The following is a 21,682-nucleotide window of genomic DNA, read 5'->3' as shown; positions in this document are numbered from 1 at the left end:
TCCCAATGGGACGGAGGTGTGACGTTACGCAACGTGAACAGACATCATTGAAGAAGGAAAAACAACGCATAGAAGGCGAGGACTCAGTATGATGAAGATGAAAGTAAGTCGAATTGTAGCATTTCTATTGTGTGGTCTTATGATTTCCTACAATATGCTCCCAACTCTGCCTTATGGTGAATCTGCAGCCCATGCAGCAGAGGTGTTTGTAAAGAAATTTGATTTCGGTTCAGCGAGCAGTCCGGTCATGGCAGGCTATAATCAAGTTCATGATCAGTTGACTTATACGAAGGACCGGGGATATGGGCTTGAAACAGCGCTGCCAGCGGGAGCCTCAAGGAATCGGTCAGGCGGCACGGATTTGACGAACGATTTTATTTTGGGAACGCCCTTCACGTTCTTAGCGGACGTGCCAAACGGCAATTATTACGTGACGATTTATTCGGGTGATCTGCTCGCAGGTACGTCCACAACGAAAACGACGGTTGCCCTCGAAGGGGTGACAAAAGGGACGATTTCAACGAAGGTAGCTATTGCACAAGCAACCTACAGCACCACGGTAACTGACGGTCAATTAACAGTTGGCATCTCTACAGGCTACAGCGGCACAGGTGCTGGCTATTTGAACGGCCTCGTCATTGAACAGGTGCCAGCGGCGACGGCGCCTTCGGCTCCTCAATCACTCGCTGTAACCAATATTAATTCCACTCCTGGTGCAGCCTCCGTATCACTCGGTTGGAGCAGTGTTACGGATTCGGTCTATTATAACGTGTACCGTGCGACGAATAGCGTCACGAATTATGATTTTATCAAACAAGTGATGGTAAATGCTTACACTGATACGGCTGTTTCTGTAGGAAATACATATTCTTATCAAGTAACTGCTCTGGGGGCAGGTGGTCTTGAATCTGCTGCAAGCAGCCCGGTAACGGCGGAAGTGAAACAGACAGTTGCAATTCCGGCTGCTCCTGCCAATTTGATTGTAAGCGGTGTCACATCGGATAAAGTGTCCTTGCAATGGTCAGCATCGAATGGAGCAACGGGTTATACGGTATTCCGTTCGGATTCTGCTACCGGAATCTACACCGAGCTCGGCATGGTAACATCGACAACGTACACCGATTCTACGGCCGACACATCGGCTGTTCACTATTATCAGGTAAAAGCAACGAATGCGGCAGGGGTGTCTGATGCCTCGAGCGCGGCAGCAAGCACGGTATATGTTGCGGCTAATGTGCTCCCGTCTGGATTGCCGTTGAAATTAGATTTCGGTCCTGGGGCTATAGCTGACGGCTATTTCGGTATAACGACTCCAGTGGCCTACTCAGCCCAGCTGAAATACGGATTTGCCAATCCTTCGCTCGTCAGCTCTGGTAACAGCGGCACATCGGATCCACTGAAATCTGATTACCTATCGCCAGCTGGCACTTCCTTCAACGTGGATCTGCCAAATGGAGATTACGCTGTTACGGTTACGGCAGGTGATGCCAATGCGGCATCTGAAGTAGCTGTTTCCGTAGAAGGAATGACGGCAAACAAAATTGCGCTCACGCCTAAGGCAGCTGGTGAATATTTGGAGCAGACGTTCGAAGTCGCCCTGGTTGATGGTCAGTTGAATATCAGCTTCTCGGGTTCTGCGCCCAAAATTAATGGGCTTGTCATTTCAAAGCTAGCGGATCGAGTGGCTGGAGAAATGCCAACAGTTTATATCGCAGGGGATTCTACGGTACAGACCTACGATTCGTATTGGAAGCCTCAGGCCGGTTGGGGGCAAATGATTTCCCGCTACTTCACTTCCGACATAACCTTCAGCAATCAGTCCATCGGGGGTCGTAGCAGCAAAACGTTCCTCACGGAAGGCCGTTTGGATACTATTTTGCGGGCGATCAAGCCGAATGACTACTTCTTGATCCAATTCGGTCATAATGATGCGACGATCTCCGTTCCTGAACGGTATGCATCTCCCGAGGATTATAAAAACTATCTGAAGATATATATCAATGGCGCTAGGCAGCGTGGTGCGATACCGATTTTGGTAACGCCTGTCGGTCGCAGGGACTTTAACGCGTCAACCGGCATCTTCAATGTCAGCTTCCCGACATACGTAGCTGCGATGAAAGAACTGGCACAAGAAATGGATGTCAAACTCGCGGATCTCAGCACATTAAGTCGGGCGTACTATGACACTATCGGCCCAATTGGTACGCTTGCTGTCTTCCTCCATGTACCCGCTGGTACCTACACTGCCTTCCCGAGCGGTAATGCAGACGATACGCACTTCCAGGAATATGGCGCAATTCAAATCGCGCGTCTTCTGTCAGGCGGGATTAAAGACCTGAATATTCCACTTTCCTCCTATGTCACGGATGTTGCTCCGCCTGCTGCAGTTCCATCGAAGCCAGTCGGCATAGTGGCAAGCAGTGTGAGCAATGCAGGAGCTGTATTGACATGGAATGCAGTAGAAGGTGCGGATATTTATAAGATTTATAGAAAGTTATCATCTGACACCACTTACGTCTTAGTTGGTACGTCGACAGTTCCGACGATTACGATTCAAGGTATGACGGAAGGGCTAACCTATGACGTAGTTGTTACAGCAGTAAACGGTAAAGGGGAGTCCGAGCAGTCAGATGTCATCGTCATCCAAACCAAGCATGCGACGATTAAGTTCGACTTCGGTTTGGCTGCCTCTCCAATTCAAGATGGTTATACTGGCATCAATCTTTCCAGCACATACACAGCAGCAAAAGGCTACGGCATCAAGGACCCAACAGGCATGATTGGCCGGGATCGTGCTACCGGTACGGACCTGCTCCGTGATTGGCTTGGCTATTTCAATGTTGGCTGGGAGTTTATGGTGGATCTACCGAATGGTCTTTATTCCGTGAAGCTTTACGTTGGCGATTATCTGGGAAGTGCAAGAACGACCGTTGCCATCGAAGGTACAGACTTTGGGACAGTTACAGCGGGCAACAAATCCGTCGTTGAAAAGATAATTGCACAGACTTCCGTTAGTGATGGACAAATGAACTTCAAGTTCGGCGGTGCAACCGCAATCGTAAATGGTTTGGAGATTACACCGATTTTAATGGCCCCTACAGCTCTGAAAATCGATGCGAAAAATACAGATCCGGAAAGTCCTTCCGTTTCCCTGTCGTGGACCGGGGTAGAGGACGTCGCGAAATATCATGTTTACCGCAAAGTAAGCGGTACGTCGAAGTTCCAACTGTTGGGCAGCGCAACGACGAGCACTTATGTTGATAACACTGTTGATGTAGGGATGGAGTACGATTACCAAGTGACGACAGTGGACCTGGCCTCAACGGAAACCGGTCCATCCACATCACTCACCGTATCCATGATTAATCCCAATGTTCCTATTCCTGCAATACCTGTTAATCTTCAAGCGGTGAGCGTAAATAAAAATGATCTCACCCTTAGCTGGGATTCTGTTACTGGAGCCAAAACGTATAACATTTACCGTGCTGAGTCTAACAATGGCACTTACGAATTGATTGGCAAAGCCCGTCAATCCAGCTATACAGATACGACTGTGCTTACGACGATTCCTTATTACTACAAGGTTTCAGCCGTAAGCGCAGGCGGAGTATCCGGGCAGTCTGAAACACTGGCAACGCCAGTCGTAACTGTACTGAATCGGCAGGCCGAATATCTCGATCGCGCGCTTGTAGCGGTCAAACAAGTTAATGGTGTCTATGTAGGCTGGAAAATGCTTGGCACAGACCCATCTAACATCGCATTCAATCTGTACCGCAGCGGTGTCAAAGTAAATGCAGAACCGATCACAGGCGCAACAAATCTGCTGGATGAAGCGGGAACAGAAACGTCTGTATATCTTCTGAAAACCGTTATCGGAGATAGTGAGAAAGTGGCTTCGAAAGAAGCATTTGTATGGCAAAACAATTATTTGGCCATACCGCTCCAGAAGCCGGAGGGCGGCATAACGAAATCCGGAGAAGCCTATACCTACAGTGCGAACGACACTAGTGTTGGCGATGTGGATGGCGACGGCACGTACGAGTTGATCGTGAAGTGGGATCCGTCCAACTCCAAAGATAACTCTCAGGCAGGATATACCGGCAACGTCTATGTTGATGCCTACAAGTTGGACGGTACTCGCCTGTGGCGTATCGACCTTGGACCGAACATTCGTGCTGGAGCGCACTACACGCAGTTCCAGGTCTATGATCTGGATGGCGACGGCAAAGCGGAAGTCACGTTCAAAACAGCCGATGGCACGATAGACGGAACAGGTATGGCTATTGGTGACGCAACGGCCGATCACCGGAACAGCAGTGGTTATGTGCTGGAAGGACCTGAATATTTAACCGTCTTTAATGGCTTAACTGGAAAAGCAATCGCAACGACGGATTACGATCCGCCTCGTGGAGTCGTTTCGGATTGGGGCGACACTTATGGCAACCGGGTGGACCGTTTCCTGGCAGCAGTCGCTTACCTCGACGGTGAGCATCCGAGCTTGATTTTCAGCCGTGGCTATTATACAAGAACGGTGATTGTTGCCTACGATTTCAAAAATGGCGCATTGACGAAAAAGTGGCGTTTCGATACAAACGATGAAGGACTTGGAGCTGCCTATACCGCACAAGGAGATCATAACTTGTCCATCGGCGACGTAGATGGCGACGGCAAGGACGAGATCACATTCGGTGCCATGGCCATCGATGATGATGGTACGCCGCTATACAACACTGGACTCGGTCACGGGGACGCGCAGCATCTGGGCGACCTGGACCCTTCCAGACCAGGGCTAGAATTCTTCAATGTGCATGAGCATCTAGATTCTCCTTATGGTATGGACTTCCGGGATGCGAAAACGGGCGAAATTCTCTGGGGTGTGTGGACGGGGATAGATACCGGACGCGGCATGTCGGCGGACATCGATCCGAACTATTTGGGCGAAGAGGTATGGTCTGCAACAATAACGAATGCGCAGCATATTCCGATCTCCGGTCTTTACAGCGCGAAAGGCGAATTGATCAGCACGACCATTCCAAGTTCAACGAACTTCGGCATCTGGTGGGACGGCGACCTGAACCGCGAGCTTCTAGACGCCAACCACGTTGATAAGTGGGACTATGTGAACCATACGACGAACCGGTTATTTACAGCTGAAGGGGCGTTGTCAAACAACAGCACGAAATCAACGCCGAACCTGCAAGCCGACCTTTTTGGCGATTGGCGAGAAGAAATCGTGTGGAGAAATACAGATAGCTCAGAGCTGCGCATTTATACGACGAGCACTATGACCAATACAAAGCTGCGTACGCTAATGCATGATCCGATATACCGCTTAGGAGTCGCTTGGCAAAATACCGGTTACAACCAACCGCCTCATACAAGCTTCTACCTTGGTGCTGGTATGGAGGAACCGGCTGCGTCGCATCTTACGATTGTTAACGAGCCCGTACCTGCCGTACCGCCAACAACTACCGATGACGCTCCTGTAGGCTGGTTGAATAAAGACGTCACAGTAACTCTCAAAGTCAGTGACAGCGGATCAGGCGTAGGCGGCACCTACTACACGTTGAATGGTGGTGCTGTGCAGCAAGGTACTTCCATTATCATCACAGAAGAGGGTACGCATACTCTCACTTACTGGAGCGTTGATAAAATAGGTAACGCTGAATCTCCACATACGGTAATTGTGAAAATTGACAAAACGGCACCTACAGTCAATCTGGTTCTGGATCAAACTGCTTTGTGGCCGCCAAATCACAAATTGATTACCGTAAAGGCAACGATTAGCGCAAATGATAGCCTTTCTGGCAACGCATCCATCGTTCTTACATCCATTACAAGCAACGAGCCTGATAATGGGTTAGGTGACGGAGATACGTCAGATGACATTCTAGGAGCAGAAACCGGCACATTGGACACAGAATTTATGCTTCGTGCAGAGCGTTCAGGTAAAGGGAATGGGCGTACATACACCATCACCTATACGGCTGCTGACTTAGCAGGAAACACAACGACCCAAACAGCTGCCGTTTTAGTTTCTCATTAATCATCCGGCAAATAATGATGCTAAGCTGAATCTGAAAACACCTACGATAATAAATGAGTGGTATACCGTACTTAAAGTTTTCAAAGAAAAAGATCCGAATGGAAACGGCAAGCCGGATGAACTGCCTTTTACCGGTAACTGGGGTCCCGGTAACCTGACGAAGTTGTGTTAGATTTTTCACCTGGTTTTGGCGTTCTTGGCGGATCCTACAATCGGTATTTGAAGCGGTAAACGGTTGGAATATTTATAAGGCGGGACACCGTTGTTGATCCTGCAATGGGAAAGCAAGCTTAAATCCGTGGTCACTCGCGGATAAGGCTTGCTTTTTGTGTTGGTGTGTAGGCAGCAACAGTATATCGCCATCTCTCGTACTCTGTCAGGAGATCGGCTTCGTGTTTCTAATAGACACCTATCGAACATACGTGCTATAATTGGAAGATTCTGAGTATCATCATAGATTGGAGATTAGGTATGAATCATTCGTTACTTCGGAATCGGACATTTGTTTTCATGATGATCGGAGAAGCCATTCAAGGCGCAGGTATTTGGACAAGTATCATTGCTAATTTGCAATTTATGCAAAGTCACGTCCCGTCTGATTTAGGCAAGAGCTTGATCTTGATGTGCGGTTTATTTCTCGGTGTACTTATTTCACCGCAAGCCGGGGTGTGGGCAGACCGCTATGATAAGAAAAAAATATTGCTTATATCAGGGCTTGTCCGCTGTCTGGCTCCGATTGTCATGTTTGCGGCTATACACTACCAATCCGTCGCCATCATGCTCTTGTCCGTCGTCATCATGCAAGTAGCGGCTACTGTTTATATGCCTACCGTACAAGCAGCACTGCCTTCCGTTGTTCCGGCCTCAGAGCTGCTTAAAGCGAACAGCTTAAACTTTAACGTGATTACAATGGCGAGAATAGGAGGCACTGCAGCAGCGGGTATATTGGTTTCCATGATGAATTTGTATACGGTCTACGCGTTGTCGCTTGTTTTTTATGTCATCCTAGTGATGCTTATTACACAATTGAGGATTCCCAATACTGCGGATTCCGCAGCTGCAAGAAAACAGGAGAAAATCCGCTTTACGGAGTTGTTTCCGCTCATTCGGGCAGAACCGTCAATATTCATCGGACTTATCAATAGCGGGGTTATTACTTTGTTTCTGGGCGGTTTTAATTTGCTTGTACTGAAGTTTAGTCAAATTCAGCACAAACCGGAACTGATGGGCTGGATCTATTCTTTAGAAGGCACCAGCATCTTAATTGCTGGCATATTCGCAAAGCGTGTGATCGGCATGCGGAATCTGGTAACCAGCTCAACGTTGTTTATGTTACTATTTGCGCTTGCTTTTGCAGGAATGTCCTTCAGCGAGAGCAGCTATGCGGTTCTCGGCTCCTTCGTTATGTTCGGTTGCGCAGTCGCTTTTTTCTTTCCGATGGTATCCACACTATTCCAAATCAAAGTGCCCAAAGAAGCACAAGGCCGCTTTTTCTCATTTCGAGGCATGCTTGACCGCGTCATGTTCCAGATTTCGCTGCTTGCGACCGGCGCTTGTCTCGATTGGTTCGGGATCTCCACATTTTTACTTACGCTCGCCATTCTTACAATTTCGAGCGGGATCTTGACGTTGTTCATTGCCAAACGAAAATCAATGGACGTCCGGCAACCAATCACTGTAGACACCGTTGCGGGCGGGAAATAAATCAATCTAGAGAACGAACAAGCCCCGATCCTTGTAGGAATCGGGGCTTGCTTTATTAGTAGTGAAAAAGACTACGGAATTACCACCGAGTTCTTTTCCTGCAGCGTATTGAGGTCGTTCGCTTTGATTAATCCATTCGAGACGGTATACAGCGTTTCGCCAATATAAAGAACACGCTGTACCTGCTTGTCGCCAGCATGAACGTACTGTCCAGCTTTTTGCAGATCTTCCTGTGATAGATGCGTTATGCCTCCGCGGAACTGGAAACCTTTTTCCAAATCGAGGTTGTAGACGTACGCGCCTTGGAAAGCAAAATTGCCGTATGCGCTAGCAGGCATCTTCGGATTGTTCGTCGTCTGACTCGGATCGATTTTCATTACGTTAACGGGGAAGGAAAGTAGATTTTTCTCCTTGTTAAATAGCAGTGCACGGTGATTGTGCAGCAGCTCGGAATCCGTACCGCGGTCACCGATTAGTTCCTTAAATTTCTCCTTTGGATTATTCACATCGGTTACATCGAACAGCGCCACTTTCATGCCTTGGTAATAGGCAATGGACTGTGGTCCATTTAGATTTTTATTGTCGACCTCGATCGTATCTTTCCCGAAGCCAATAATGTGGTTTTCGTCATAAGGATGCAGATAATCGCTGTAGCCAGGAATCTTCAACGCACCTAACAATTGCGGTTTAGCGGGATCCTTTAAATCCATGACGAACAGCGGGTCGGTGTTTTTAAAAGTAACCATGTAAGCACGGTCTCCCATGAAACGGGTGGAATAAATCCGCTCTCCTGGAGCGATGTTCTCGATCTTGCCTTTCTCTTTCAGGTTCCCGTCAAGTATGAAAATATGATTCTTCGAGATCCCATCATCCGTCCGACCCATTTCGCCTGTAGTTGTAGCAAGCCGGAAATGGCCGTTATGCTCATCCATGGAAAATTGGTTGAGTAAGCGTCCGGGCACCTTGCCTGTATTCTTGTACTCTGCTTTTCCTGCGTTCAGCCCGAATTGATAAATGATCGTTTCTTGCTTAGGCAGTTCATACGGCTGGCTGGCTTCGTTTGGCTCACCGATTCGTATGCCTTGTGCAGGAGCACCAGCGGGTATCCTCAGTGGATGGATTCGCATCTGTTCATAATTCGTTACGGCCACATATAAGTTCTCTTCAGATGCGTACACGTTCTGACCGGAGCCGAGGTAAGAAGTGACATTCATCGTCTGCTTCAGTTCATTCAGATTGATGCCTCCGATGAGCACGTAGTTAGGCTCCAAGGCTTTTGGCAAGTAATAGACCTGATTGAGCGGAATAGAGGTAAAGGAATCGCCCGCCGCTGAATCCCGATAAGCAGGAGTTAGGGCAGTTTTCGCTTTTTCTTTATCCGCCATTTCTCGGTACTGGTAGTAATTCACGTACTTATTGGAGATAAAATAGAGCGACGATCCGATTTTGCGGGAAGAAACGTAGTTTCCTTCAAGTTCAGCTTCCTTCACAAGCTTCAGGCTGCTCCGATCGGTGAGGTCGTAAACCATGACCTTCGCGGTTCCCTGTGACCTCATCGGCAGGATCATTTTCATCTCAGTGGCGCCTTCTGCACCATCATAAGGGATTCGTTTATAGTTCTGATAAGAATTACCAAGCACGATCAGATGCTTGTCATCCACGTAGATTTCACTTGGCTGGAACTGAGTGTCTTGATTTCCCGGGAAATCAAGAATGCTCAGCACTTTCATCTGGTCGGCGGGATAAGCCTGAGTGACTACGATACGCTGCTTGTTTACTGTATAGATGTACGTTCCATCTGTCTTGACGACATCGGATTCATCCACGCCTTGCACTTGCACATTCGTGCTGGAGTAGTCGGGTGCCGCTGCCCTGGCCGAATCTTGGACTGCAGCAGCACCGGCACTAGCTGGAGCCGAAGCGATACCGGAGGTGGTTTCAGATTTAGCTTGTTTGGTTAGTAAACTAACTCTGGCGGACCCACTGCTTTCATTCTGCGTCAAAAGTGTGACCAAGTGGTCATAGGTACCGACTACAGGCAAGCTTTCCGCCTGCTTCGTGATGTTCACTGAACTGGTAGCGGAATCCCAGCGAACAACATGATTTGCGCTTTCCATAAAGAAGCGCAGCGGAACGTACATAGAACCATTTACCATTTGCGTGCTGCCGTAAATGGTGTTTGCTTTACCGTTCACGTAGGCAAAATCCGAATTCAATGGCAGCTTAAGCTCGTACCCGCTCCCAGTAACAACGGCAAGCCGCTCGGCTTCATTCCATGTCACTTCCATGCTTAAAGCCTTTGCAAGATCTCGAACAGACGCCATTAGAATACCGTCTATTAATTTAGGCTGCAGTGAGAACGTGATCGGCTGGCCCTCAAACCGGACAACTGGTGCCTGATTGGCGTTAGTGGTAACGGGAACAAAGGCGGACGTTAAGATCGTAGCGGATAGCAGGAGGCCGGCGGCCAAAGCTTTTTTCTTCATCTTCTTCATCCTTTTCATGTGTTATGAGGATTTCCATTATTTTCATCTATATCCTCTTAACGGATGAGCTTTCTGATTTGTTTCAGTGGTTCGAAAATATTTTAACTACTCCGAATAAATAATCTTAGCAATGCTATCCGCAGACATCGGAAGACCCAGAAAATATCCCTGCGCTTCATGACAACCATAGTTCATTAAAAGATTAAGCTGATCCTCAGACTCGACGCCTTCAGCGATTACCTTTAGATTTAAATTGATACCCAAGGCGATGATGGTCTTCACTATGTTTTGATCGCTTATATCATTCGACAAGTCTTTAATAAATGTTCGATCTATTTTAATGCGGTCGATTGGGAAGTTCTTCAAATACGCCAATGAACTAAACCCCGTGCCAAAATCATCAATGGAAATACTTACGCCAATGCCTTTCAGTTTGGAAAGCAGCATCGTTGCACGATCAAGATTCATAGTAATGCTTTCCGTAACTTCAATTTCTAAGAAATGGGGATCCATGCCTGTTTCATTCAAAATTTTGGTCATCAATTCAATTAAGTCCGGTTCGTACATCTGCCTCGAGGATAGATTGACGGACATTTTAAATGTACGTCCAAAATGGTTATGATCCATCCATAACCGCCACTGTTTGCAGGCTTCATGCAAGACCCATTTCCCGATTGGAACAATAAGTCCAACTTCTTCGGCAAATGGAATAAATTGCAAGGGAGAGACGATTCCCTTCTCTGGATGATTCCACCGAATTAATGCTTCTACACCAATGAATTCTTTCGTTGCTATATCATATTGCGGTTGATAAACAAGTGCAAATTCATTGTTGTCTAATGCTTTCCTTAGATTTCTGTAGAGTTCTACATGTTCAGAGGCGGGATACTCATTCTCTTTTACATAAAACTGGTATAAATTTTCCCCCTGGTTCTTCGCCTGATACATCGCGATATCTGCCTGTTTGATCAATGTTTCAAAAGTGCTCCCATCAAAAGGAAACATGCTGATCCCGATACTAGTCGAGATATATAAATCTTGATCTTGAATACGAAAGGGGATGGTCAATGCAACCATAATTGATTTAGCAATAACTTCAGTTTCCTCTTTGGATGTGTTGGGTAACATGATAGTGAACTCGTCTCCGCCTTGACGTGAGACAACGCCTTTATTCATAATCATGTTTTTCAAACGATCAGAAACATTCTGCAGTAGAACATCTCCTGAGGAGTGCCCCATGGAATCGTTGATCATTTTGAAATGGTCTAAATCAAGATAAAGCACGGAAACGATTTGATCGTTTTGTTTGGCTTCAACAATGACTTTTTCGAGCATATGTTGGAACGATTTTCGATTCGGAAGTTCTGTTAAAGAATCATGAAAAGCCATGTGACGGATGGTTGCTTCCGCTTTATCCCGTTCAATCACCAAACTTACAAGATATGCCGCCCGTTCAATCAATTTAAGCTCATAGGTTTGGGGAGAATGCGGAGTTTTGTAATACATGGCAAATGTTCCAAGTACCTGATTTTTTTTATCCGTTATCGGTACAGACCAACAAGCTCTAAGCCCGTGGACGAATGCAATCTCGCGAAAATCATCCCATAGAGGATCATTCCCAATATCAGAAACTATGATTTTGGTATTGTAGAAAGCGGCTGTGCCGCATGAACCTACGGCGGGTCCTATTTCCACTCCATCTATCGCATGAATATAGGATTCTGGCAGGTTTGGTGCTGCATAATGTTTCAACCGTTCGTTTTCCAATAAAAGAATCGAACAAATAGCGCCGCTTTGTTGTTCGACTAATTCAATAATTCGATGCAAAATATCAGCAATGAGTTTTCCTTTTGCTATCATTTCCAATATATCATTTTGACCTAATAAGTTATCTTGTACTAACTTCCGATCCGTAATGTCGCGGCCAATAACAATGAGCCATTCTCGGTTTCCGCTATGATCAAAAAGGGGCACTTTGGTATATTCAACCATCATACTTGCACCATTGGAACGTTTAATTTCTTCCTCGAAAATGATTGCTTTTCGTGCCTGCCAAGCTTCTTGATCCGTTTCTTCACATGTAATGAACATTTCTCTGTAAAATTCATTGGTTTTTTGGAAATCGCTGTTCGTTTTACCTTTGTAGGTATCTTGATCTAACTCAAATAGTCGAAGAACCGTATTGTTCGCTTCGATCCATCTACCTTTTCCATCTTTAAAAACAACAATGTCAGGCATAGTATGTATTAATGTTAGTAAATTCTGCTCGCTTATTTTTAATTTTTTCTCTTCCAACAATCGTATTAGCTCAGCAGATGCCCTAAACGAGAAAATTTTCATAATCGTTTCTGCAAGAGACCGGTCATGAAGAGGTTGATCATTCATCACAACAAGGATGCCAATTACAGTACCATTGACATGTAAAAGAGGAATCCCCAGATAGCTTTGAATATCAAATTTGGTCAAATCTGAGTCCAAAGGAAATATATGCTGCACACAATCTTGATAGCAGCACAGACGCTTTTCATTTACAACATTTTCACAAGGGGTATGTTCCAGATTATATTCAAATTGCTCTATCATTGCTCCTTGCTTGTACATGGCGATTGTTTTTGCACAGTGATGATCAACTTCAGCAATGAAAGCATAAGAGCATTTTAAAACGCGAGCTAAATATTGTACCAAGTGAATAAAAAAGCTTTCTGCGCCATCACCTTCAATACCCTGCTCTATATCGAGAATGGTTTTTTTGAGGTAATCATTTTCATTCTGTAAGGCAATGAAAGCTTCAGCAGTATTACTTGGTTTAAGGTCTATATTAGGGCTATTAAATTGCTTTTTCATATGTTCTCCTGAAGTAGTTAATAGTACCTATAAAATTCGACAAAAAATGATAAACTCCTTCCTCTGAGGCGCTTAATCGAACGACGCGCCTAGCGCTGATGGGAGTTGACAATAATCTGGAAACTGGAAACGCAATCTATATATGTTAGGGCTGAGTTTATTTTTAACCACATGGCTGGACATAAAAAAATGACTCCCATGAATAGGAGTCATTCTAGGACACCCGTAATTAATAGAGTGTTCTGGTTGATTCAGGAGTGAAGGGCAGAAGTTCATTCATGCGGCCATCGCGAATCTTGTTGGCCCATTCGGGATCATGCAGCAAAGCGCGGCCGACAGCGACCAAGTCAAATTCGCCTTGTTCCAATCGCTCCAACAGATTCCCAAGATGCACAGCATTCGCTCCTGCGCCTTCATGGAATAGCTTTGTGAATTCAACATCCAATCCGACGGAGCCGACGGTGATGGTCGGTTTGCCTGTTAGCTTCTTAGTCCAGCCGGCAAGGTTCAGAGAGGAGCCTTCAAATTCAGGTTCCCAGAATCGTCGGGAAGAGCAATGGAACAGATCGACACCGGCATTAACCAATGGAGCCAAGAATTGCGCAAGTTCCTCCGGTGTGTTCGCTAACTTGGCTTCATAATCAGAACTCTTCCATTGGGAGAATCTGAACACGATAGGAAATTCGGGGCCGACTGCACGTCGGCAAGCCTCGATGACTTCAACAGCGAATCGGGTGCGGGCAACCAAGCTTCCACCATAGTGGTCAGTACGCTGATTTGTTTTTTCCCAGAAGAATTGGTCAATTAAGTAACCGTGTGCGCCATGCAGCTCGATACCGTCAAATCCGATTCGTTTAGCGTCGGCAGCAGCTTGCGCGTATGCAGCGACAAGCTCGCCAATTTCTTCTATGGTTAGCGGTTCAGATACCTTCTCTCCCGTCAAATCGAGTCCGGACGGACCTACGGGAAGCACCTCAGGATTCGGTTCGCTTCCAACATTGCGTGCCATCCCTACATGCCATAGCTGCGGAATGATTTTACCTCCTGCCTCGTGTACGCCGGCTGCTACTCTTGCCCAACCTTGCAAGGCAGCTTCGCCGTGGAAATTCGGCCAGTTCGTGCTTGCGCCAGCAACCGGATGGTTGATGAGCGTTCCTTCTGTCACAATGAGTCCGACACCGTGCTCGGCCCGACGGCGATAATAATCCGCAACGTTTTGTCCCGGAACCCCCCCAGGCGAGAATCCACGTGTCATGGGGGCCATAACGATTCGGTTGGCCAATGCCAAATGTTCCGCACGGAAAGGCTCGAATAAGGAATGTGCCGAAACGGAGCTAGCAGGGCTATTCTGATTTGTCATACGTTGATCTCCTTTAAAACATCATTTCATCGAAGGAACCTTGGCTCCAGCGGTGATAAGCTTAGAATACCATAAATTCAGACTAAGTTCATTGGAATACATTATTTATTAGGTGAAGCGGTAAAAAGGAGGAGTGATCCTTCTTTTTTATGCATGAAAAAGAAACTCTGTTTTTTTATGAAAAACGAATGGGGACGCACGCTGTAACAAACTGTCGCCTTACTTGCAAATTAGCATGTGAAAATATTCACAAATTGTTCAAGGAATTAATCATTCTAACCCCTCATCTTGTGATTTTTGTCATAGTTAGGGGTCTTAATTAAGTTTACTCTAAAGGTAGAACAACAAGATAACGGCTTCACATGGATTGAAAATAAAGGAGTGAATGAACCATGACAACAAAAGAAGCGAAGATGATTGAACAGATTTCTGCTCAAGACGAAGTTAACGAGTTGGTAGCCAGAGCGAAGGTAGCTCAACAGCAATTTCTGAAGTTGGATCAAATGCAGGTTGACCAAATTATACAGCAAATGGCATTAGCCGGCATCGATAGGCACATGGTTCTCGCTAAGCTTGCTGTGGAAGAAACCGGTCGGGGTGTGTACGAAGATAAAATCACCAAGAATTTATTTGCTACGGAATATATCTACCACAGCATTAAAAATAACAAGACGGTTGGTGTGATTGAGGAAAACTCGTATGAGAACTACCGAATGGTGGCTGAGCCCGTGGGCATTATCGCTGGTGTGACGCCTGTCACCAATCCGACTTCGACGACGATGTTCAAGTCATTAATCGCGGCAAAAACCCGCAACCCAATCATATTCGCCTTCCATCCATCTGCACAGCAATCCAGCAGCGCGGCTGCAGCGACATTACTGGAGGCAGCTGTTAAAGCGGGCGCACCAGAGCATTGCATTCAATGGGTAAAGCATCCCTCTGTGGAAGCTACCCAGTTGTTGATGAATCATCCGGACGTAGCACTCGTACTTGCAACGGGAGGCTCTTCGATGGTGAAGGCAGCTTACAGTACTGGAAAGCCAGCCTTGGGTGTTGGACCGGGCAATGTGCCTTGTTTCATTGAGAAAACGGCGAATTTGCAGCAAGCTGTGAACGACTTGATCTTATCGAAGACGTTTGACAATGGGATGATTTGCGCCTCTGAACAAGCAGTTATTATTGAAGAATCGGTTTACGCGGATACAAGAAAGTTGATGACTGAACAGGGCTGTTACTTCTTAAATAAAGAAGAAACGGAGGCTGTTTCCAAATTAGTGATTAACGCTGAGAAGTGTGCGGTTAATGCGGTAATTGTAGGTCAACCTGCTCCGAAAATCGCTGAGATGGCTGGAATTAAGGTGCCTGCGGCTACGAAAATACTAGTCGCGGAATTAGCCGGCGTTGGTGAGGCATTTCCACTATCAGCTGAAAAACTTAGCCCTGTACTCGCTTGTTACAAAGTGAAGAATGCTGAGCAAGGCATTGATCGGGCTGTGGAAGTGGTCAAATTTGGCGGTATGGGACATTCCTCCGTCATTCATTCCCAGAATGCAGAGGTCATCCAGGCGTTCTCTAATAAGCTTCAAACAGGACGTATCATTGTCAATTCACCTTCCACTCACGGTGCTATCGGAGACATTTATAATACAAACTTGCCTTCCTTGACACTAGGCTGCGGTTCATACGGTCATAACTCCACAACCTCTAACGTGAGCGCCGTGAATCTGATCAATGTGAAGCGCGTTGCTTACCGCACCGTTAATATGCAGTGGTTCAAAATACCGCCAAAGGTTTATTTTGAAAAAGGAGCTACACAGTATTTAGAAAAAATGCCTGACATTACACGGGTCATGATTGTTACGGATCCGATGATGGTAAAGCTTGGTTACGTAGAACGTGTGGAATATTATCTCCGCAAACGACAGCTGCCTGTCTATATCGAAGTGTTCTCGGATGTGGAGCCTGATCCATCTGTTGAAACGGTGGAACGCGGCCGTGCACAGATGGCAAGCTTCCAGCCGGATTGCATTATTGCGTTAGGCGGCGGGTCACCGATGGATGCGGCTAAAGCCATGTGGTTGTTCTACGAATACCCAAATACTAGCTTTGATGGCCTAAAGCAAAAATTCATGGATATCCGTAAACGGGTTTACAAATATCCGCGTCTAGGGCGCAAAGCGAAATTCGTCGCGATTCCTACGACATCTGGGACTGGCTCGGAAGTGACGTCTTTTGCCGTGATTACAGATAAGGAGAAGGGCAATACCAAGTATCCACTGGCTGATTATGAGCTTACACCTGACGTTGCCATCATTGATCCTGATTATGTGTACAGCTTGCCGAAGACTGCCGTAGCCGATACGGGAATGGACGTCCTAACTCATGCCATTGAAGCGTATGTGTCCGTAATGGCGAATGATTATTCTGATGGTTTAGCGATGAAAGCCATCCAGTTGGTATTCCAAAATCTAGAGAAATCGTTTGCCACAGCAGATCCTATTGCACGTGAGAAAATGCATAATGCTTCAACAATCGCAGGTATGGCCTTTGCAAATGCCTTCCTAGGCATTAATCACAGCTTGGCGCATAAATGGGGCGGAGAATACCACACCGCACATGGACGCACTAACGCGATTTTGATGCCGCATGTGATTCGCTATAATGCCCAAAAACCGACGAAATTCACTTCGTTCCCGAAATACGATCACTTCATAGCCGATCAACGCTATGCGGAAATTGCGCGTATGCTAGGGCTACCAGCAAAGACAACGGAAGAAGGAGTAAACAGTCTTATCGAGGCTATCCGTAAGCTGAATAAAATCCTGGGTATTCCTGAGAAATTCCAGGATTTGGGGTTCAATGCGGAACAATTCGAGACGCGTGTAGATTACTTGGCGGATCGGGCGTTTGAAGATCAATGTACAACAGCGAATCCTCGGATGCCGCTTGTGACTGAGCTCGCTGACGTTTATCGCAATGCTTTTTACGGAAAGTTTTAATCGGGCAATTGAAGGAGGAACCATCATGGCAATACGAGAAGATGAATTAAAAACAGGTCGTTGTTGGGATGGGTTTGTTAAAGGGAAATGGGAAACGGCCATTGATGTGAAAGATTTTATCGATAAAAATATAACGGTTTACGAAGGAGATCATTCCTTCTTGGCAGGTCCTACAGAAGCAACAGATGAGCTGTGGCTCCTAATCAGTATGCTAACGCGCAAGGAGAGAGAAAATGGTGGTGTATTGGATATCGATGTCCAGACAGTGTCCACAATTACATCGCATGCACCTGGCTATATCGCACAGAGCAAGGAGAAAATTGTCGGTTTGCAAACCGATGCTCCACTGAAGCGTTCTGTACAACCTTTCGGCGGTATACGCATGGTTATCGATTCTTGTGAAGCATATGGCTTTAAGCTGCCGGAAGAAATTATACAAGTGTTTACAGATATTCGCAAAACGCATAACCAAGGTGTGTTCGATGCGTACACCTCTGAGATGAAAACAGCACGTAAGGCAGCAATCATTACGGGTCTGCCGGATGCCTACGGACGCGGTCGCATTATTGGCGATTACCGACGTGTCGCTCTATATGGTGTAGACCGTCTGATCGCGGAGAAAAAGAAAGATCTTCTGCAGCTGGAAGTGGACTCGATCACAGAAGATGTCATCCGGCTGCGTGAAGAGCTTTCCGAGCAAATTCGCAGTTTAGGTGAATTAAAACAGATGGCCAAAAATTACGGATACGATATTGCGAAGCCGGCAGTAAATGCTACTGAAGCGGTTCAATGGTTATACTTTGCTTATTTGGCAGCCATCAAGGAGCAGAACGGAGCGGCGATGAGCCTTGGACGCGTATCGAGCTTTCTTGATATCTATTTCGAAAGAGATCTATCGGATGGAACATTGACGGAAGTAGAGGCGCAGGAGCTTGTTGACCATTTTGTTATGAAGCTTCGCATCGTCAAATTTTTACGTACCCCCGACTATAATGAGCTTTTCAGTGGAGACCCTACTTGGGTAACAGAATCAATAGGCGGTATGGGACTTGACGGCAGAGCGCGAGTGACGAAAAATTCCTTCCGCTTTCTGCATACCTTATACAATCTAGGGCCTGCTCCTGAGCCGAACCTGACCGTGCTGTGGTCGACCAGGCTGCCTGATGGCTTCAAAGCTTACTGTGCCAAGGTATCGGCTGAGACCAGTTCGATACAGTATGAGAATGATGACCTGATGCGGCCTTATTATGGGGATGATTACGGTATTGCATGCTGTGTCTCCGCGATGCGCATCGGCAAGCAGATGCAATTCTTCGGCGCGCGCGCCAATCTGGCCAAGGCTCTGCTTTATGCCATTAATGGCGGTGTGGATGAGAAGCTTGGGATACAAGTAGGACCCCGGTTAGCTGCCTTGACTTCTGATATTTTGAACTATGAAGAAGTAGTGGAGAAATTCGATTCCATCATGGAGTGGCTCGCGAAGCTGTATGTGAACACCCTTAACGTTATTCACTATATGCACGACAAATACTGCTATGAGCGGATAGAAATGGCTCTGCACGACCGTGAAATTGTACGCACCATGGCAACAGGTATCGCCGGATTATCTGTTGTTGCTGATTCGCTCAGTGCGATTAAGTATGCAAAGGTACGCCCGATCCGCAATGAAAATGGCATTGCAGTCGACTTTGAAATTGAAGGCGAGTACCCGCAGTATGGCAATAATGATGAGCGCGTAGATGCCATTGCCGTTCAATTGACCGAAACGTTTATGAATAAAATCAGGAAGCATAAGACGTATCGCGGAGCATTGCCAACGATGTCCGTTTTGACCATTACATCTAATGTCGTGTATGGGAAAAAGACAGGAAGTACTCCGGATGGGCGTAAAGCCGGAGAGCCCTTCGCACCAGGAGCGAATCCCATGCATGGACGTGATCGGAAAGGTGCATTGGCCTCATTGGCATCTGTTGCTAAGCTTCCCTATGAGCATTGCCTCGATGGCATATCCAACACGTTCTCGATCGTACCGAAGGCACTTGGCAGGGAAGAGGAGTCACGCATCTCGAATCTTGTTTCCATGCTCGATGGCTACATGGCCAATTACGGTCATCATCTGAATATTAATGTTTTTGACCGTGCAAAGCTGCTGGATGCAATGGAGCATCCGGAGCAATATCCACAATTGACAATTCGTGTTTCCGGCTATGCAGTGAACTTCATCAAGCTGACCAAGGAACAACAGCTTGATGTGATACATCGTACTTTTCACGGCACGATGTAATATAGAGAGGGGAGCAGACCGATGAAAGGACGCATACATTCCTTCGACTCCTTTGGCACCGTTGATGGACCAGGCATCCGCTTTGTTCTTTTCATGCAGGGCTGTGCGCTGCAGTGTAAGTACTGCCATAATCCGGATTCATGGGAAATGAATACAGGCAAGCAGATGGATGTAGAGGAGATTCTAAATGAGATTGAGCCTTACCTCGAATACTATCGCCGTTCAGGTGGGGGAATTACGGTAACGGGCGGGGAGCCAACCTTGCAGGCTCCTTTCTTAGCCCGTTTATTCGTCGAATGCAAAAAGCGCTGGGGGCTGCATACCGTGCTGGATACGAACGGATTTTGTGAGCCGAGTCATGCACAGGAGCTTTTGGATGTAACGGATTTAGTACTGCTCGATCTGAAGCAGATCAATCCTGATAAGCACATCTCACTTACGGCACAGCCTAATGATCGTATCATTCGCTTTGCCGAACATCTGAATAAGATCGATAAGCCTGTCTGGATTCGTCATGTGCTTGTACCTGGATGGACGGATGACTACAAGGATTTACTCGAACTCGGCAACTTCATAGGTACATTGCCCAATGTTAGTAAATTGGAGCTGCTGCCCTATCACCGAATGGGCGTCTATAAGTGGCAGCAAATGGGGAAGGAGTACCCTCTAGAACAATGTCCTACACCAACAGATCAGGAAGCTGCCAGAGCGAAGGATCTCATTGAAATGGGGATGGATACAGAATTATATTAAAAATAAAAACCAGTAGCGCCGGAAGGGATTCCAGCACTACTGGTTATATTTTTTTGCAGGGTAAGTCATAAAAGGTACTCCTCCTGAAGGCCGGCTTGATGCAGATACTTCATCGTATTCATTTCTTCAGTGGGCGGTTCGAATTGCTGTTGTGTAACTTGCTCATCCTGATTACGTAACCCACCAACTCTTTCAGCAAATAACTGTCCATACTCGCAGCAGAAATCATCACGTAATACTTCTAAATTCTCATTATGCAGGGTTGTCATAGTAACCACTCCTTCTCTGTTTTATGATTTTATTATACAATATGCCTATGTGAGTGTATGTGATATATTTCACATACACTCACATAGATTCATACCGGATATAAGTTATAAACCCAAATCGAATAATGCTATTTGATTTATGATATGATAGATATATTCAAATTTCCGAACATTTAGGGGAGAACGTGATGTTTCAAGAAATACAGCATTTTAAAGCCGACTTTTTCAAGGCGTTAGCACACCCATTGCGTATAAGAATTCTTGAAGTATTAGCCGAAGGCGATAAAAACGTTAATGAGATTCAAACGATATTAGGCAGTGAAGGTTCTGCCGTTTCACAACAGTTATCTGTATTAAGAAATAAAAACGTTGTCCGTGGAAGTAAAGACGGAACCTCAGTGATATACTCTCTGACAGATCCACTAATTAAAGACCTGCTTATTGTTGCCAAGCAAATTTTTGACAATCATCTCGTGAATGCTATTTCAATGTTAGAAAATATAAAAAATCAGTAATTTTTTTTATCATCATTTATATGTTTTTAGGAGTTAGGGGGAGGTGAAGGTGAAGCTTACCCCTATTTGGCATGGAAAGCTATGGATTTTGCTAGTGCTGAATGAAACTGTGGATGCCCGCATAATGATTTGGTAAGTTACTATATTTTCCAGGTGTTTTTAGGTCATTCAGCTTTCATGAGGGGAACTGGGCTATTATGATTAGCAGTGTTGTATTATCTACAACAATTCATACGCCCAAAGGCTATTTTGCAACTTGAAGTTGCAGTTTGGAGTCAATTTCGTAATTCAAAACCCTTGCTACATAAGGATTTATAGCGCATTCAAAAACAGTCACCTACCCAAGATATTATGGCGCTTTGTGGGAAAATAGTGCTTTAATAGTGAAATTAGCTCCTTAAGGTTTATCCGACGATATTTCT

Annotated in this window: 10 protein-coding genes and 1 pseudogene; 7 read left to right on the top strand and 4 right to left on the bottom strand. The window is 46.0% G+C overall.

Translation table 11 applies throughout. The features are described from left to right. The first annotated feature begins 91 nt into the window (after positions 1–91). The 3 genes and pseudogenes from ASD40_RS23520 (at position 92) to ASD40_RS23515 (ending at position 7,750) form a co-directional block, all read left to right on the top strand. Positions 92–6,046, top strand: a complete 5,955-nt coding sequence (locus ASD40_RS23520) for a rhamnogalacturonan lyase family protein (RefSeq protein ID WP_082562478.1) — start codon at positions 92–94, stop codon at positions 6,044–6,046. A gap of 22 nt (positions 6,047–6,068) precedes the next feature. Next, positions 6,069–6,250, top strand: a pseudogene (locus tag ASD40_RS39490) (ABC transporter substrate-binding protein); the annotation flags it as partial. 267 nt (positions 6,251–6,517) lie between these two features. Continuing rightward, on the top strand, positions 6,518–7,750 hold the full coding sequence (locus ASD40_RS23515) for an MFS transporter (RefSeq protein WP_057305584.1): 1,233 nt from the start codon (positions 6,518–6,520) through the stop codon (positions 7,748–7,750). A gap of 71 nt (positions 7,751–7,821) precedes the next feature. On the opposite strand, the gene ASD40_RS23510 is transcribed toward ASD40_RS23515, so the two are convergent. From ASD40_RS23510 to ASD40_RS23500, 3 genes are all read right to left on the bottom strand, one after another. Then, entirely contained in the window at positions 7,822–10,236 is a 2,415-nt protein-coding gene (locus tag ASD40_RS23510) for a beta-propeller domain-containing protein (protein WP_057305583.1), read from the bottom strand. Positions 10,237–10,341: 105 nt separating this feature from the next. Next, positions 10,342–13,080, bottom strand: a complete 2,739-nt coding sequence (locus ASD40_RS23505) for an EAL domain-containing protein (RefSeq protein ID WP_057305582.1) — start codon at positions 13,078–13,080, stop codon at positions 10,342–10,344. A 229-nt stretch (positions 13,081–13,309) separates the two neighbouring features. Further along, on the bottom strand, positions 13,310–14,440 hold the full coding sequence (locus ASD40_RS23500; RefSeq protein WP_057305581.1) for an NADH:flavin oxidoreductase: 1,131 nt from the start codon (positions 14,438–14,440) through the stop codon (positions 13,310–13,312). A 392-nt stretch (positions 14,441–14,832) separates the two neighbouring features. Here ASD40_RS23500 and adhE point away from each other — a divergent pair, with 392 nt between their 5' ends. From adhE to pflA, 3 genes are read left to right on the top strand one after another with little or no spacing between them, the layout of a single operon-like run. Then, positions 14,833–17,439 (top strand): bifunctional acetaldehyde-CoA/alcohol dehydrogenase, encoded by a 2,607-nt coding sequence (gene adhE, locus ASD40_RS23495; RefSeq protein WP_057305580.1) that lies wholly within the window; start codon positions 14,833–14,835, stop codon positions 17,437–17,439. A gap of 25 nt (positions 17,440–17,464) precedes the next feature. Continuing rightward, on the top strand, positions 17,465–19,723 hold the full coding sequence (gene pflB / locus ASD40_RS23490; RefSeq protein ID WP_057305579.1) for a formate C-acetyltransferase: 2,259 nt from the start codon (positions 17,465–17,467) through the stop codon (positions 19,721–19,723). 21 nt (positions 19,724–19,744) lie between these two features. After that, positions 19,745–20,476, top strand: coding sequence for a pyruvate formate-lyase-activating protein (gene pflA / locus ASD40_RS23485; protein ID WP_057305578.1), 732 nt, complete (start codon positions 19,745–19,747; stop codon positions 20,474–20,476). 65 nt (positions 20,477–20,541) lie between these two features. Here the strand turns inward: pflA and ASD40_RS23480 are convergent, their stop codons facing one another. After that, the gene (locus ASD40_RS23480; protein WP_057305577.1) at positions 20,542–20,745 is read right to left on the bottom strand and encodes a hypothetical protein; all 204 of its coding nucleotides are present in this window, start codon (positions 20,743–20,745) and stop codon (positions 20,542–20,544) included. Between the two features lie 188 nt (positions 20,746–20,933). Between ASD40_RS23480 and ASD40_RS23475 the strand changes: the two genes are divergently transcribed. Then, positions 20,934–21,260 (top strand): ArsR/SmtB family transcription factor, encoded by a 327-nt coding sequence (locus ASD40_RS23475; protein ID WP_057305576.1) that lies wholly within the window; start codon positions 20,934–20,936, stop codon positions 21,258–21,260. The last annotated feature ends 422 nt before the right edge of the window (positions 21,261–21,682 follow it).

It is taken from the genome of Paenibacillus sp. Root444D2 (assembly GCF_001426375.1).
Taxonomy (GTDB): Bacteria; Bacillota; Bacilli; order Paenibacillales; family NBRC-103111; genus Paenibacillus_E.
This window is presented reverse-complemented; position numbering and strand designations above follow the sequence as displayed.